This window comes from Streptomyces sp. cg36, from assembly GCF_041080675.1.
Taxonomy (GTDB): Bacteria; Actinomycetota; Actinomycetes; order Streptomycetales; family Streptomycetaceae; genus Streptomyces.
In genome coordinates this window covers 8,478,173-8,492,613 of record NZ_CP163520.1, presented here as the reverse complement: position 1 = coordinate 8,492,613, position 14,441 = coordinate 8,478,173, and the positions used below count along the sequence as shown (strand labels likewise).

Below are 14,441 nucleotides of genomic sequence, written 5' to 3'. Positions count from 1 at the left end.
TCAGTGGGGTCCTTGCGTGTAGGAGCCCGTCTTTGGGCTGTGCACCCAGACTGTTTGGGTGAGGGGGGTGACGGTCATGCCGAAGTCCCACTGTTCGGGACGCCCGTGCTCGCGCCAGAGCTGATAGCCGGCGCGCAGGTCGGGCCACAGGTCCGCCGCGTTGCCCGCGAACCGCACATCGGTGGCGGTGGTCGCTTCGGCGTGCCCCGTGCGCCCGGTGCCGTCACGCAGGTCCACGCGAGGGCGGCCGTCCTGCTGGTCGACGGTGATGAGGATGTGGGGGTGGGAGACGCGCAGCGCGAACAGAAGGTGCCCTGCGGCGAGGTCGGTGAGGAGCTCGGTGTCCGTGAACTGGGCCTGATCGCCTAGCCGGGGTGGGGGCGGTTGCGGGGTGGTCGGGGTGGTGTGGCGGTCGGGCATGAACAGGGCCAGGCCCTGGAGCCAGCCGGTGGCGGACTGGCCGTCGTCGGCGACGGTGAGCGCGAAGTGCCCCATGCGGCCCCAGGGGTAGACGACGCGTCCGCCTCCTCGCGTCGTCTGGATCCAGGCCCAGGGAACGGTGTCGACGGCGTAGGTGGCGATCACCCGGTCGTACGGGCCGCGATCGGGTGCGCCGAGGCGGCCGTCGCCGCAGCGGACCTCCACGTCGCAGCCGTTCGCCTTCAGGCGTTGCGCGGCGGCCTCGGCCAGTACGGGGTCGGCCTCCACGGAGACGACCTGGCCGGTGGGTCCGGTGCGGTGGGCGAGCAGGGCCGCGTTCCAGCCCGCGCCGGTGCCCAGTTCCAGGACCCGGTGCCCGGGCTGGGGCACCAGGGAGTCCAGCATGTCGGCGACCACCGCCACGCAGGACAGGCTGGAGGTGGGCAAGCCGTCGGTGACCTGGATGACGGTGGAGTCGTCGGGCCCCGGGTAGACAAGATCAGCCCAGCGCTCGGGGTCGGCACTACGGTCGGCCGGCACCCATACATAACCGTTCCAGGACCAGACGGTGTCCGGCGTGAACGCGTGCCGTGCAAGCGCCGTCATCGCGTCGCGGACCCACGGGCTGTCCGCGTCCGGCCACAGGCCCCGCTCCCGCATGGCGGTATCCATCCGGTCCGCTGCGGACCGCAGGCGATGGTCCGTCATCACTTGCGGCGCTTACCCGATCCGCTTCCCGGGTTCTCCACCCGGCCGTCGGAATTGTCGGGGGGCGGATTCCCGCCCGACAGCGGCGGGTCGTCCTTGCGGTGCTGCCCCGAGCCGCCGTCCTTGCCGTCTCCGCCCGCCATCTCCTGCCCCTTTTCCGCCATCTGCCGGTACGCAGGACCGTAGCGGGAACCGGCGGACCGGGGCCAGAGCACGATCCGGCCGCCCCAGTCCGTGTCCGCCCGGCGTGACGTCCGGCCGGTTCGCCGTCCTCGAAGCCGCGGGCGGCGGTCCAGCCGGGACGGGAGAAGTACGCCGTCAGGCTTTCCTCGAAGCACTCAACGTCGCAGAAGGGGCCGGTGAGTCCGACGTCGCGGCCCTCGGCGTCCGATCTGTCAGGGGGCATGAGCGGCCTCACGATCTGCCTGCCGCCGGGCACGGGAGGGATCTGTGCGAGGTCTGGAGGACCCGGCCTGTGGCCTTCTCCAGCTACCCGCGGGAGAGGCGCGCGCAAATCCCTACGCTGTTGGGCGACTGAATGTGTGCCGACTGTCTCCTGGTCAGGCGGAGGTGGGGTGGCGGGATTCCGCTATCGCCCTGGCCCGGTCCATGACGTCACGGGCGTGCGCATTCTTTCCGTACGGGCGAAGGGCCGCGCGCATCGCGTGGAAGCGGTCGTCGCACCGGCCGGACTGCACGTGGGGGTACTCGTCGAGCATCTGGTTCCAGTGGCCGCATGCCTCTTCCAGGCGTCCGACTTCGGCCTTGCGTTCCGCGAGCAGCCCCAGGTGACGGACCCGGCCACGCCGGTACACCGAGTGGCGCAGGCGGTCGGAGTCCTCCAGGGAGGCGATCGAGGCTTCCTTGTCGCCGAGTTCATAGCGCACTTGGGCGACGTGGTAGGCGAGGGAGGAGGGGTCGTAGGAGCCGAACGCCCGGGCCTTCGACTCGGCTTTCTCCATGGCCGTCTCGGCCTGCTGGATCTTGGCCAGGGCGGTGGTGCGGTCGCCGGACTGGGCGGCGGCGTGGGCCTGTTGCCCGGCGAGGAAGGCCAGCATGCGCGGACCGGCCTGGGGGGAGGCGGCCGAGGCGGAGTCGGCCAGGCGGAGGGAGAGGCGGCTGTGGCCGAGGTCCACGGCCTGGACGCTCATGCCGCGCAGGGTGGTGCAGTAGGTCAGGTGGTCCTTGGCGGCCCCGGCCACTTCGAGGGCCTTGACGTAGTAGCGCTGGGCAAGGCCATCGTGGCGCTCGTCCATGGCCATGTACCCGGTCAGGTAGAGGTGGTCGGCGGTGGCCGACAGCATCGCCTCCCTCACGTCCTGGGGTGCTTGTGCCTTGAGGTAGGGCAGGAGGGTGTTGACGAGGAACGCGGCGGCCAGTGGCCGGGCAGTGCGGCCGCCGAACATGTCGTCGATCTCGGAGATCTTCTCCGTCATCGCCACCACGGTGTCGACCTCGCCGTAACCGATCCGAAGGTGCGGGTCGCGCTGGAGAGCTTGGAAGCGGTCGGCGGCCTCCGCGTACTGCGGGATGGCCAGGGCTGCCGTGAACAGTCCGGCAGCTCCCAGTACCGCCCGGCGGGATGGGTCCATGTCCGCGCTCCCCAATTCGATCAGTCCTGCCACGGTATCCATGGGACCGCCGGCGGTGTCCGGTGGTGGGCCGAATCCGGCCTCCGTTGAGGTGACGGGCCGGTGCAGGCGGCGTGACAGCGCTTCGAGGACGGCGGGGCGGACCCGGGCCCGGGGCATCGTGCCCGAGAGCCAGTGACACACGGACGAGTCGTCATAGCGCAGCTGGAGCCCGCTCTCGGCTCCTGCCCGGTTGACCGCCCGGGCGAATTCGCCGTTGGTCCAGCGCGCCTGTCCGATCAGCGACTGGAGGCCGGTGTTCGGGATGCGGTTGGCGATCATGGCGAGGGCCTTCCGTGAAATTCAAGGATTTCAACTCCCCACCATGGCACGGAAGTTCCGGGCCGGGTGTCGCATCGGTTCACTCATACGCAACGCCGCCGAGCCTCTCCCCACGGACAGCGACGACGCCCCGGAAACGGAACCGCGATGCGCTCTCACGGAACAGGCAGAACCAGCCCTCTCGACCAGGTGACCCAGGGCACCGCAGCCGGCCGGGTGCTGCCGCCCTCTTCCGCCCCGGCATTGCGGGTGCCGGTGAGCATGGTGGTGCGGCTGGACCGCAACATCGCCTACGGCCAGTCCAGCGGGCGGGCCGCTGTGGCCGCGCCCGGCAAGGATGCCGCCCAAGACGGTGAGGGCGGCGGCGCTGAGACCGCTTCGGCGCCCGGCCCGGGCACGAGCCGCCGGGCGCCGGAGCCCCGTTTTTCCTTCTGCCCGAGGAGTACTGGCATGTACGCGATCGGTATGTGTGTTGATGAGGGGTACTTCCTGCCGTCGCTGGTCACGCTCACCTCGCTGGCCGACGGCCTCGATGCGGCGGTGCGGCGGGATGTGGCGGTGCGGGTCCTGACGTTGGATCTCAGCCGCCCGCACGCCGAGACCATGGCGGCCGTGGCGCGCCGGTGCGGGTTCGCCTCGTTCGGCCTTGAGTACCGGGCGCCGTCGCCGTCCAGCGTGATGGCGGACAGCGCGTACATCACCGTCACCACCTACCTGCGCTTCCAGTTCACCGCGCAGTTCGTGGACCGCCCCTACCTGGTCTACGTGGACGCGGATGTCCTGGTGGCCGGGGACCTGTCCGGTCCTCTTCACAGCCTGCCAGAGGGCCGTGTCGGGGCGGTGCGCGACGAGTTCAACCCGGCTGTCGGCGCGTGTCCGGCGCTGCCCGGCGTCGCCGAGCGGTGGCCCCGGCTGCGGGGGCGGCCCTACTTCAACGCGGGGATGCTCTGGGTGCCGGAAACGGCCCTCGCCGGGCTGCGGGCGGGGGTGGAGGCCGCCCTGGTCCGGTGGCGCCGTCACATCCTGCACAACGACCAGGACGCCCTGAACCTGTGGCTGCTGGCCAGTGGCGGGGTCCACCCGGTCGGCGCGGCGTTCAACCGGTTCGAGATCGGCCGGTTCCTGGAGCGCGGTGACTGGGCGCGACGTGTCGTGCGGCGCCCGCTGAACGCGGACGCGACGGCCCTGCACTTCGTCGGCGGCCACAAGCCGTGGATGGCGTCCTGCCCCGTCACCGAAGGGGTCCGGGCCTACCGGGCGCACGCTGCGGGGACTCTCCGTCTGCTCGGGCGCCTCGGGGACCGGTCCGTCGGCGTTGCGGGCGGGTTGTGGTGAGCCGTTACTACCCGGCCGTCTCTCTCGCGTGCGAAGTCCTGGCCGGCTCCTGCGCCGCGAGCGTCACCAGGGCCGCGCAGGGCCCGCTGACGTCGGTGTACCGGGTGGTCCTGCCGGATGGGCGGAGGGTCGTGGTGAAGCTGTTCGCGCCGCGTGCCCGGCACGACGCGGGCGCGGAAGCTCTTGCCCTGCGGGCGGTTGCCGAGTCCGGGCGCGTGGACGTGCCGGAGGTCATCGGTGCCGGCCCGGTGCCGGGCTTCTCGTCCACCGCGCTGGTCAGCGAGGACGCCGGTGCCCACACCCTGGGCGGTCTCGTCCGGGCCGGACTGGTCGCCCCAGAAGGGGCGCTGGGATGCCTGGGTGTGCTGCTGGGCGCCTTTCACTCCCTCACGCCGCCGGCCGGGGTGCCGATGGCGCCCGGCATCACCGAGCAGGCCCGCGCCGTCCTCCGCCGCTGTCCCTCCTGCCTGGCATCGTGGCTCAAGCCCGCTCTGGAGGTGATCGCCAGGGGGTGCGCCGACCCGGCCGCCTTCGTGTGGTGCCATGGCGATCTGCACTGGGACAACGTCATCGCGGCAGATGGCCTTGAACACCTCGCCGATGCAGGCACTCAAGGCCAGCTGCCCGGGCGGGTGCGGGTGGTGGACTTCGAGGGCACCACGCTGTGCGTGCCCGAGTACGACGTGGCCCAGACGCTGGTCACCTGCGACGCCCTGACCCCTGCCGCCCGCGCCAGCGTCACCACCGCCTACGGCCGCCCCCTCGACCCTCGCCTGCTGGACGCGCTGGTGGTGTTCCAGACCCTGCGCGGCTGGACCTTCGCCGCCCGCATCGAGCGCCGCGACCAGCGCGTGTGGGCGGCCCGGCTCCACCGCGTCCTTCACGACCAAGGGATCCGCATATGACCGCGCCCGAGGTGTCGGTGGTCATCCCCGCATTCAACGAGGCCGCGTACCTGCCCCGCTATCTGCCCACCGTCACCGCAGCCCTGCGGCACTGGGAGCACCTCTCGGGGGCGGTCGGGGAGATCGTCGTCGTCGACAACGCCAGCACCGACCAGACCGCTGCCGTGGCCTGTTCCCTTGGTGCCCGCGTGGTCAGCGAACCGGTCCGCAGCATCGGCCGGGTGCGCAACACCGGGGCCCGTACAGCTCTGGGCCGCTACCTGTTCTTCACCGACGCCGACGTGGCCCTGCCCCTGGAAGCCATCGCCGCCTGTGTGACCGCGATGGCGCACGGGCCGTGCGTGGGCGGTGCCATCCCGCCGCTCTACACACCGGCCCGGTTCGCAGCCCAGCTGCTGTGCGCGTTGTGGGACGCCTACCGTACCCGCACGGGCGGCGCCCAGGGCGTGGCCCAGTTCTGCACCCGGGCCGCCTTCCAGGAGGTGGGCGGCTACCGGCCGGACCTGTTCATGAGCGAGGACGTCGAGTTCTTCGCCCGCCTGACCGCCCACGGACAGCGCACCGCACAGCCCGTGCGGATCCTCGATGAGTTGCGGGTGCGGCCCTCGACCCGCCGCTACGACCAGTGGCCCGCGTGGCGCATGTGGTGGTGGCAGAACCCCGTCACCGCCCGCCTCGCCCTGTCCTCGCCCCGGTTCTGGCGGCACTGGTACCAGTCCACCGTCCGCTGACCCGCCGCCCGTTGGGAGCCTCCTCGTGCCGACCCTGCCCGTGCCGGACGGCGAAGGGATCTACTCCTTCGCCCACGACCTCGAATCCGCCCACCGCCACTGGATGTCCCGCCTGGCTACTCGCACCGGCACCGAACCGGTCATGGAGGTCAAAGCCCCGGTCACCGGGGAGCGCTACCGGATCATGGAGCGCCGCCCCGAGGGCCGCCCGGTCGTGGTGATCGAGCCGCACCACGACGACTTCGCCCTGTCCGCGTCCGGCCGGTTCCTGACCCGCCCCCGGCCGCTGACCGTGATCACGGTGTTCACCCGCTCCCGCAGCGTCCACCCCATGCTGGAAGCGGCCTACCCGAGTGGGGAGGCCGTCTCGGCGATCCGGGAAGAGGAAGCCGCCACCGCGCTGCGGCCGTTCGGCGCCCGCCGCATCCTGCTCGGGCACCGCGACGCGGACCCGCCCTACCGGGCCTTCGACCCCGCCCGCCTCGCGGTGATCACCGAGGAGCTGGCCGGGGTCCTCGCCGACCATGCCGGAGCGGAGCTGATCGCCCCGGCGGCCGTCACCCGCCACCCCGACCACCTCCTCGTCCACGAGGCCGCCCGCATGCTGGGCTGCCGCTGGTTCTGGGAGGACGTCGCGTTCTGGCCGACCTACGCGCTCGCCGGATGCGACCGCGCCCTGTTCGAGCAGCGCACCAACAACACCCTCACCCCTGAACTGGCCGACATCACCGGGGTTGTCCTGGACAAGCTCACGCTGCTGCGGCTCCACGGCTCCCAGATGCACCCGGCCCGCAAGATGTACCGGCCGCTGCGGCATGCCTGGACCGTCGCGCGCGAGCTTGTCGACCCGCCGTCGCACGGCCCGGCCCGGTACGCAGAGCGGTTCTACCGGCTGGAGGACGGATCATGACGACCGTCGTCGCCTTCGAGGGACCGTCCTACGGCGGGAAGACCACCATGATCAGCCACCTGCGCCAGGTGCTTGTGCCCGGCCACGTCCTGTTCTTCGACTGCTACGTGCGCAGCATCCCGCGCCGCGCGGACATCCCCCCGGCCCTCACCCGCTCCGCCGCCGGCCAGCTACAGGCGTTCGAGACGTTCATGCGGATCGAAGGAGACCGGGTGGCCACGACAGCCAGGCAGCCGGGTGCGCGGCTCATCGTCCTGGACCGGTCCGTGGACACGCTCCTGGCTCACGCGCACGCCCTGGACGCCATGTTCGGCTACGGCACCCTTCCCCAGGCCCGGCGCCGTCTGGACCGGCTCGCCTACTTGCGGCCCCACCACACTCTCTACCTGGACACATGCCCAGAGAGCCTGGCGCTGCGCCGCAAGGAGGCCGGGCACACCGCCGTCGAACCGGACTACTTCCTCCATGACCCCCGCTTCCTCCACCACGCCCGCACCTACTTCTGCGATCCGGTGTCTCCTGCGATTGCCGCCGAGGTCACGGTGGTGCCCGGCGACGGCCCGCGCGAGGACACCGCGCGGGCCGTGGAAAGCCTCGTGCGGCACTGGGCCCGGCCATGACGGGGGCGACGGTGCTGTTCGCCTGGCGGCGTACCCCGCCGCCGCTACTGATCGGCGGTGCCGAGGTCTCGCAGCAGCTCCTCGCCGAGGAATTCGCCCGCGCCGGATGGACCACCCTCTACGTGGGATCGTACGAGCCGCCGTGGAACGCGCCCTGCCAGCTCGACGCGCTGCGTGCCCGCCTCACCGCCACCGGTGTCAACTTCGAACAGGCGGACGGGGAGTTGCGCTACCGGTGGAACGGCGTGGAGTGCACGGCAGTATCCCAGCACCAACTGGAGCGGACGTTCGCACACGCCCTGCTGTCCCTGGCCCCGGACCTGGTGGTGACCTCGCAGGAGCGGTCGGCCGACCTCGCCGCCCTGGCGCGCCGTGCCCGCCGCCGGGTCGCGGGATGGGTGCACTCGGTGTCCCCGACCGGCCTGGGCGTCCTGCACGGCCGCCCGCACACCGCGCTCGCCACGTCCCGGTTCGCCGCCTCCCGGATCGGCACCCGCCGCGAGACGGACACCGTGGTGTTCTACCCGCCGTTCCAGCCCCCGGCGCGGCCACGTGACGGGCAGCACCCCGCCGGCCGCAGCGCCCCACCTCACCTCGGAGGGCCGGGCGCCACGGCCGGGCTCTTGATGGTCAACCCCGTCCCGGCCAAGGGCTCCGTCGTCCTGCACGACCTCATCCAGCGGCTCCCCGGCGAGCGGTTCACGCTCGTGGAGGGCTGGTGGGACACCGCCGCCGACTTCACCCGCTACCCCAACGTCCGGTACGTGCCGCGCACCTACGACATGGGCGCCCTCTACACCACGCACCGCCTGCTGCTGGTGCCCTCCCTGGTCGAGGACGCCTTCCCCCGAGTGATCACCGAAGCCGGACTGCACGGCCTGCCCGCGCTCGGCTCCAACCGGGGCGGCATCCCCGAAGCCATCGACAGCGGCGGCCTGGTCCTGCCCCAGCACGACGCGGGCGCCTGGGCCAGAGCCATCGAGGCGCGCGACGCCGAGGCACGGGGCGCCACCGCCCGCAAACGGGCCCTGCCCCTGGTGCGCCCGTGCCTGCCCGAACTCGCCGCCGCCGGACTCCTGGAGTGACCCCTCTACGCGGCGCGGAACGCGTCCTGCACCACATCCCGGTGGCCGGTCCACCAGTGCAGCAGCTGCTCATCGGCCAGGAACAGGCTGTCGCAGCTCGTGTCGCCTCGGTCGTAGTGGAACTCCAGCTGCCAGTAGTCCGTCATCCGCTTCCACCACAACCGGGACACCGCATCGGCCAGCTCGCCGGGCGACAGGGGGATGAGGGAGCGGTAGCCGCAGACGAACGCGGCGACCCGTTCGAGATCGAACCGTCCATCCACGCCGAACTGGACCTGCGCGGTCCGCGCGACCTCCTCCGCGTACGGGCGGACCGCCAGCCGGTCCCAGTCCAGGATCGCCACCACATGGCCATCGGCGCGCAGGAGGTTGCGGTACTGGAAGTCGCCGTGCGTCCATCCGTGAAGGGCAGCGGGCATCCGCACGGAGGGCTGCTGGTCGGCGTACGCGGCCAGCAGCGTCCTGCGCCGGCGCAGGGCATCGGCGGCGGCCCGGTCGAACGGGTCGGCGCCGTCAGTGGGGACCAGGGCCAGCAGGCGGTCGGCGCGCGCCGTGGCCACACCGGCGTCTGTGACCTTCACGACGAGGTCCGGCTCGGGCACCGGGGACGGCGCGCGGCCTTCCAGGGCCTGGTGGAGCCGGGCCAGCAGGGCCCCGAGGTCGCTGGCCTCGCCGGGAGTGAGATCAGTGCCGGGGACATGGCGGCCCTCGACCCAGGGCAGCACGCAGTAACTGCGCCCGTCGATGTCCACCACCCTCTCGCCGCCGGCCGTAGTCAGCGCGGCCACAACGGGCAGGCCGTCGGCGGCAAGTCCGGACAGCACCCCCAGGTTGCGGCGGACCTTCGCCACCGGCACGTCCATGATCTGCTTGACCGCATAGCTGCCCGACCCGGTGTCGATCCGCCAGTTCCGGTTCATCAACCCGTCCGCCAGGAACCGGTGTTCCCGCACATCAGGAAGAGCGAAGGCCGCCGTAAGAGCGGGCAGGGCGTCGAGAAGGGTTTTTTCGTCGAGCGTTGCATCCGTCACCCGTCGCACGCTAGGCCATGCCGCGCCCCAGGCGGGGCGGTTCGCCCGCGTGACCCGCCGGCCCCCGCCATAGGGAACAGCGACGGCAAGGACAGAAAGCTCGGCGTGAGGCGGCAGCCCGCCGCCAGGCGGTCAGGCAGAGGCGGCCGCAAGGCGGCGGAGGCCCTGCGAGCCCGGCAGACGGCCGAAGCCGAGCGTCTCCACGAAGAGAGCACATGCGGCAGCAGGGCAGCCGCGGCCTGCTGGTGGCGCGGGGACGGGGTGGACGTCTCATGGCCGGTGAGGCGTGGGTGTGGCCGGTGCGCCGGGCCGGGTTCTGTGTGGTGTCCTGGGTCAGACGATGGGGCCGGGGCTGCCGGGGGGATGGGGGACCGCGGTCCATCTCCAGGGGCGGGGGCCGTTGCGGCCGCGTAGGCAGGCCACGCGGTGGCGGGCCTCAACGGCGGTGTGGGGGTGGTCGGTTGCGGTCTGGATGGCGTAGGTGGTCATGCGCAGTTCCCGGATGCCTCGCATGACGGGGAAGCCGGCGTAGTCGCGGACGTCGTGGCCTCCGTAGGCGGTGACGAAGCGGGCGTACTCGTGCAGGGGGATGGTCGCGGTGGTGTCGACTTTCACCGCCGTGGAGGTCAGGTCCCATTCGGGTGGGCCGACGGCGGCTGAGTCCAGGTCGAGGAGGTAGCACTGCCCGTCGGGGGTGCGGGCCACGTTGCCGGCCCAGGCATCGCCGTGGAGCGGTGTGGGGGCCAGGCCGTCGTCCAGCGAACGCCAGGCGTCGGCCAGTTCCTCGGCGTACCCGAGCAGCCAGCCCATGTCGGCTTCGGAGATGACGCAGTGGTGTGGGAGCGTTTCGAGGCGGGAGCGTGCCTTGGTGGCGGGGTCGGCGAGCGTGGGCAGGTGGGCCGGTGCGGGCAGCTGGTGCAGGCGGCACAGGAGGCGGGCGACGTCCTCATGCCGGCCGACGGTGTGCTCGGGCAGTTGTTCCCAGAAGGTCGCTGCCCGGTTGCCGGGCAGGTCGACCGCTGTGGGATGGGCCGGGCGGACGGCCGGGAGGTGGTGTTCAGCGAGCCATTGGGCGGTGAGGAGTTCGCGGCGAGCTGCGGGGCGGCGGCCGGGCCGGGTGATGCGGATGACGATGCGGCCGGGCAGGGACCATATGGCGTTGTCGGCGATGCGGACGGGCTCGGCGCCGGTGGGGTCGAGTCCAGCGGCGCGGCATGCCTGGGTGACCAGGGGTCGTGTGTCCTGGGCGGCCGTGTCGCTGCTGGTGGTGACCCTCACGTCGATGCTCCCTTGGCGGTGGTGCGGGTGATGCGCTCGCAGAGTTCGGCTGCCTCGGGCACGGTAACGCGTTGGCGGGTGGTGGTGAGGGCGAGTTCCCGCAGTCCCCAGTCGGCACGGCCGGAACGGATCCGGGTGGACTCCTGCAGGGCGAGGGCGCCGATCGTGGCGGCTTCCTGGACGTCTCCCGTGATCACGGCCAGGGTGGCGAGCTTCGTCCGGGAGAACACGCGCGAGCGCAGGTAGGCGTCGGTGTGCTGGGCGGATGCGGCGGCGAGGCGTTCGCGGGCGGCCTGGACGTGCTGCGGCTTGCGGGTGGTCATGGCGAGGTCGAACAGGGCGTGTCCGGTGTCACCCTGGTGCTGGGCGTGGTCGTAGTAGGACATCCAGACAGGGTCCTGGTCGGGGCAGGCGTGGCTGAATTCCTCGTCGGCCTGGCCGACCGCGCCGAGGGTGGCCTGCTCGTCTCCGAGGCGGGCGTGCGCGCGGGCGCGGGCGATGGCCAGCATGGCCCGCTCGGAGGGGGTGAGCCGTTCGGCACGGACGCTGGCGACTTCGGCGTGGATGAGTGCCTGATCGGGCTCTCCGGTCCACACGGCGTGCCGGGCGCGCCAGCTGTAGATCTTGCAGCGCAGGTGCCAGTCGCCGCCCGCTTCGGCGCAGGCCGCGGCGAAGATGAATGCCTGGCGGGCGTCATGGTGGGCGAAGGCGTCGAAGCAGACGGCGCCGGTGACCATGCCCAGGTGGGCCACTGCGCAGAACAGCTGCGGCTGCAGAGTCTGCCGGCAGGGCACGCCCAGCAGGGCCGCGGCCCAGGCCAGTTGTCCCGTGCCGGTCTGGCGTACCAGTCCGCCGCCGCCGTTGGAGTTGTGCCACTGCGACAGGTTCAGCGCCGCCTGCTGGACCTCCTCCACGTCGCCCGGCCGGATGTTCTGGGGGAGTTCCGTCTCGGTCAGGCGCGCCAGCGCCGCCAGCGGCGCGCGCCCGCCGCCGGGCCCGCTGGGGGTACGTCCCGGGCTGTCGCGGTCGAGGCCGAGGACGTCGGCGATGTGGGGCCACCAGTAGGCCGGGGTGCGGGTGCCGTTCATCCAGCGGTTCGCGTTCGCGCGATGCACGCGGCCCGGGTCGCCGCTCTCGGCTACGCCCACGGCCCGCGCGAGGTCGCTGGGACCCCAGCCCCGCTGCTCGCATGCCTGCCGGATCAGGTCGCTCCTGGCCATCTCATCTCTCCCGGCCTGGACTACACAGGACTACGCGGGACTACGCCTGGACTCTCGCCCTGTGAGTTACCCGCTCGTTGAATAAACGTCACCCGATCATTCACCAACTACCGGTCATCGGCGGTGAGTTCTCGGGATTTGCGCCGCGTGGACGACCTGGCGAGCGAGCCTGGCGGCGCCGCCCGCATCGGTTAAGAAGGCACGGCGCACCACGCAGCCAGCCGCCTGTCAGAAAGGGAAGAAGGCCATGGGACGGACGAACGGGACCTCCGGCAGCGACCAGAGCGAAGAGGGCGACATCCACGGCGGCGGGCAGGGCGACACCGGCAACGGCCAGGGCCACGGTGGTGACGAGGACCGCATGGGCGGCGGCGCGCCCGCCGAGAGCTGACACCAGCGCGAAGGGACGGATCCGATGGACGAGCAGCAGCACGCCACCGCGTGCGCAAGGATCATCGACACCTACCGGGGCGGCTACTTCAACGACCGCGCCTGGCTGCGCGAGGCTTTCGGGTCCGTCTCCCGCGCGCACTTCGTGCCCGACCAGGTGTGGTGGCCCCAGCGGGGCGAGGACGGCCTCTACCCCCTCATCGACCGCACCCTCGATCCCGAGCGGTGGCTGGACGCGGTCTACTCCGCCCGGACCCCGCTGATCACGCAGATCGAGGACGGCGCCGTCACCCCGGCCGACGGCGCCACCGCATCGAACGCCTTCACGTCCTCCATCTCCTGTGCGGCCGTCGTGGTGCAGATGCTCCACCACCTCGATCCGCAGCCGGGAGAGAACGTGCTGGAGATCGGGACCGGCACCGGCTACAACGCGGCTCTCCTCGCCCACCGCGTCGGCGCCCGCCACCTCACGACGATGGAGATCGACCCCGCCACCGCCGACCGCGCCCGCCGGGCACTGCACGCCCGCGGCGTGCCCTCCCCCACGATCGCCGTCACCGACGGGGAATCGGGCTATGCCGCCCGCGCACCGTATGACCGGCTCATCAGCACCGCATGTGTCCAGCAGATCCCGCCCGCCTGGCTGGAACAGATGCGCCCCGGCGGGACGATCCTCACCCCCGTGGCGACCCCGTTCGGCGACGACGCTCTGGCCCTGCTCACCACCGACGGCCACGGCCACGCCAGCGGCAGGCTGGTCGCCGCCGTCAGCTTCATGCGCCTTCGCTCCCAGCGCGAGCCCCGGCCCTGGCGCGACCTGGGCTGGCCCCGCCTGCCCGACTACGAACTCACCGCCGGCCCCGACGGCCAGAGCGTCCGCCAGCGCTCAGCCTGCGCACCCCGGGAGACGTCGTGACGCCCGCGCTTGGCCCGAGACCGTGCAGCGGGTGTCCGGTCTGCGGGGTGTTACAGGATGTTCCACTGCTGATGCCGGTCGTTGCGGTGCAGGGCGGCGATGCGGCGTTCGACTTCTCTTTGGCTGCTGGGGGCTTGGGGTACTTTGCGGGCGTTGGTGGTGATCATGCGGAGTTCGCGGATCGCGGTCAGGGTCGGGTAGCCGGACCAGCGGGTGATGTCGAAGCCGTAGCTGTCGGCGAATGCCTGGTAGTGCTTCTGGCCGTGTCCGAAGCGCCTGCAGTGGATCTCCACGGTGACCAGGTCCCATTCGGGGTGCCCGCGGGTGACGGTGTCCCAGTCGCACAGGACGGCCTGCCCGTTTGCGGTGTGCAGGGCGTTGCGGTGCTGGGGGTCGCCCTGGAGCACGCCGTCGGGCAGGGCGAAGGCGAGCGTGGTGAGTGCGTGGGCGAGCTGGTCGGTGTAGTGGGCCAGGAAGGTGTGGGTGGGTTTCGGCAGCCAGTGGGTGGTGGCCAGGGAGCGGCGGATCGCGGCGATGTTGTCGTGGTGTGGGAGCGGGAGGGGCGGGGTGGGGAGGGTGTGCAGGGTGTGGAGGGGTGTGGCGAGCTGGGCTGCGGTGACGGGGTGCGGGGGCTGGGGCAGGTAGTGCCAGAAGGTGGTGGCGTGTCCGTCGGTGATGACGGGCTGGGCCACGGGGTGCAGGGTGACGGTGGGGAAGCCGAGTTGGGTGAGGTGGCGGACGAAGGCGACGGTGCGGGCGACGTCTTCGGTGCGTGTTCCCCGGCGGGCGATTTTGACGACGGTCTGTTCGCGTGGAAGGAGGATGACGGCGTTGGTGTGTCCGCGCAGCAGCCGGGCACCTGCGGGGTCCAGGCCGACCAGGGCGCAGGCTTGTCTCAGGACGTGGTGCATTTCGGCGTTGTCGAATCCGCCGGGGGCCGTTGCCAGGTGGGTCATGGGCTCCACCCTCGCCGACCGGG

Annotated in this window: 15 protein-coding genes; 8 read left to right on the top strand and 7 right to left on the bottom strand. The window is 71.9% G+C overall.

Annotated features, from left to right (window positions below; all coding sequences use genetic code 11):
- The 3 genes from AB5J87_RS37400 to AB5J87_RS37390 form a co-directional block, all read right to left on the bottom strand.
- On the bottom strand, positions 1–1,080 hold the full coding sequence (locus tag AB5J87_RS37400) for a methyltransferase domain-containing protein (protein ID WP_369383217.1): 1,080 nt from the start codon (positions 1,078–1,080) through the stop codon (positions 1–3).
- 47 nt (positions 1,081–1,127) lie between these two features.
- Positions 1,128–1,271: a hypothetical protein gene (locus tag AB5J87_RS37395; RefSeq protein WP_369383216.1), complete on the bottom strand. Its 144-nt coding sequence runs from the start codon at positions 1,269–1,271 to the stop codon at positions 1,128–1,130.
- 417 nt (positions 1,272–1,688) lie between these two features.
- Positions 1,689–3,041, bottom strand: a complete 1,353-nt coding sequence (locus AB5J87_RS37390) for a tetratricopeptide repeat protein (RefSeq protein ID WP_369383215.1) — start codon at positions 3,039–3,041, stop codon at positions 1,689–1,691.
- A 450-nt stretch (positions 3,042–3,491) separates the two neighbouring features.
- On the opposite strand from AB5J87_RS37390, the gene AB5J87_RS37385 reads away from it, so the two are divergent.
- The 6 genes from AB5J87_RS37385 to AB5J87_RS37360 are packed head-to-tail and all read left to right on the top strand — an operon-like array spanning position 3,492 to position 8,627.
- The gene (locus AB5J87_RS37385; protein WP_369383214.1) at positions 3,492–4,376 is read left to right on the top strand and encodes a glycosyltransferase family 8 protein; all 885 of its coding nucleotides are present in this window, start codon (positions 3,492–3,494) and stop codon (positions 4,374–4,376) included.
- Positions 4,373–5,281: a phosphotransferase family protein gene (locus tag AB5J87_RS37380; protein ID WP_369383213.1), complete on the top strand. Its 909-nt coding sequence runs from the start codon at positions 4,373–4,375 to the stop codon at positions 5,279–5,281. Before AB5J87_RS37385 ends, AB5J87_RS37380 begins: the two co-directional genes overlap by 4 nt.
- Entirely contained in the window at positions 5,278–6,012 is a 735-nt protein-coding gene (locus AB5J87_RS37375; RefSeq protein WP_369383212.1) for a glycosyltransferase, read from the top strand. Before AB5J87_RS37380 ends, AB5J87_RS37375 begins: the two co-directional genes overlap by 4 nt.
- Positions 6,013–6,037: 25 nt before the next feature.
- A complete protein-coding gene (locus AB5J87_RS37370; RefSeq protein ID WP_369383211.1) occupies positions 6,038–6,922 on the top strand; it encodes a PIG-L deacetylase family protein in 885 nt (294 codons plus the stop codon).
- Positions 6,919–7,542, top strand: coding sequence for a hypothetical protein (locus AB5J87_RS37365; protein WP_369383210.1), 624 nt, complete (start codon positions 6,919–6,921; stop codon positions 7,540–7,542). The genes AB5J87_RS37370 and AB5J87_RS37365 overlap by 4 nt, the downstream gene beginning before the upstream one ends.
- Positions 7,539–8,627: a glycosyltransferase gene (locus AB5J87_RS37360; RefSeq protein WP_369383209.1), complete on the top strand. Its 1,089-nt coding sequence runs from the start codon at positions 7,539–7,541 to the stop codon at positions 8,625–8,627. The genes AB5J87_RS37365 and AB5J87_RS37360 overlap by 4 nt, the downstream gene beginning before the upstream one ends.
- Before the next feature lie 5 nt (positions 8,628–8,632).
- Here AB5J87_RS37360 and AB5J87_RS37355 read toward each other — a convergent pair whose 3' ends face one another.
- The 3 genes from AB5J87_RS37355 to AB5J87_RS37345 all read right to left on the bottom strand — a co-directional run bounded on the left by AB5J87_RS37355 (position 8,633) and on the right by AB5J87_RS37345 (position 12,156).
- Positions 8,633–9,658 (bottom strand): phosphotransferase, encoded by a 1,026-nt coding sequence (locus AB5J87_RS37355; RefSeq protein WP_369383208.1) that lies wholly within the window; start codon positions 9,656–9,658, stop codon positions 8,633–8,635.
- A gap of 333 nt (positions 9,659–9,991) precedes the next feature.
- Entirely contained in the window at positions 9,992–10,936 is a 945-nt protein-coding gene (locus AB5J87_RS37350) for a phosphotransferase family protein (RefSeq protein ID WP_369383207.1), read from the bottom strand.
- Entirely contained in the window at positions 10,933–12,156 is a 1,224-nt protein-coding gene (locus AB5J87_RS37345) for a hypothetical protein (RefSeq protein ID WP_369383206.1), read from the bottom strand. The genes AB5J87_RS37350 and AB5J87_RS37345 overlap by 4 nt, the downstream gene beginning before the upstream one ends.
- 247 nt (positions 12,157–12,403) lie before the next feature.
- On the opposite strand from AB5J87_RS37345, the gene AB5J87_RS37340 reads away from it, so the two are divergent.
- Entirely contained in the window at positions 12,404–12,547 is a 144-nt protein-coding gene (locus AB5J87_RS37340; RefSeq protein WP_369383205.1) for a hypothetical protein, read from the top strand.
- Positions 12,548–12,571: 24 nt separating this feature from the next.
- Positions 12,572–13,462, top strand: coding sequence for a methyltransferase domain-containing protein (locus AB5J87_RS37335; RefSeq protein ID WP_369383204.1), 891 nt, complete (start codon positions 12,572–12,574; stop codon positions 13,460–13,462).
- A 50-nt stretch (positions 13,463–13,512) separates the two neighbouring features.
- On the opposite strand, the gene AB5J87_RS37330 is transcribed toward AB5J87_RS37335, so the two are convergent.
- Positions 13,513–14,418, bottom strand: coding sequence for a phosphotransferase family protein (locus AB5J87_RS37330; protein ID WP_369383203.1), 906 nt, complete (start codon positions 14,416–14,418; stop codon positions 13,513–13,515).
- Positions 14,419–14,441: the final 23 nt, after the last annotated feature.

Bases quoted from the DNA above. Each gene is read 5' to 3' on its own strand.
- AB5J87_RS37340 (WP_369383205.1), top strand. From the start codon at position 12,404: ATGGGACGGACGAACGGGACCTCCGGCAGCGACCAGAGCGAAGAGGGC.
- AB5J87_RS37330 (WP_369383203.1), bottom strand. From the start codon at position 14,418: ATGACCCACCTGGCAACGGCCCCCGGCGGATTCGACAACGCCGAAATG.
- AB5J87_RS37400 (WP_369383217.1), bottom strand. From the start codon at position 1,080: ATGCGGGAGCGGGGCCTGTGGCCGGACGCGGACAGCCCGTGGGTCCGC.
- AB5J87_RS37375 (WP_369383212.1), top strand. From the start codon at position 5,278: ATGACCGCGCCCGAGGTGTCGGTGGTCATCCCCGCATTCAACGAGGCC.
- AB5J87_RS37390 (WP_369383215.1), bottom strand. From the start codon at position 3,041: ATGATCGCCAACCGCATCCCGAACACCGGCCTCCAGTCGCTGATCGGA.
- AB5J87_RS37345 (WP_369383206.1), bottom strand. From the start codon at position 12,156: ATGGCCAGGAGCGACCTGATCCGGCAGGCATGCGAGCAGCGGGGCTGG.
- AB5J87_RS37335 (WP_369383204.1), top strand. From the start codon at position 12,572: ATGGACGAGCAGCAGCACGCCACCGCGTGCGCAAGGATCATCGACACC.
- AB5J87_RS37365 (WP_369383210.1), top strand. From the start codon at position 6,919: ATGACGACCGTCGTCGCCTTCGAGGGACCGTCCTACGGCGGGAAGACC.
- AB5J87_RS37360 (WP_369383209.1), top strand. From the start codon at position 7,539: ATGACGGGGGCGACGGTGCTGTTCGCCTGGCGGCGTACCCCGCCGCCG.
- AB5J87_RS37385 (WP_369383214.1), top strand. From the start codon at position 3,492: ATGTACGCGATCGGTATGTGTGTTGATGAGGGGTACTTCCTGCCGTCG.
- AB5J87_RS37395 (WP_369383216.1), bottom strand. From the start codon at position 1,271: ATGGCGGGCGGAGACGGCAAGGACGGCGGCTCGGGGCAGCACCGCAAG.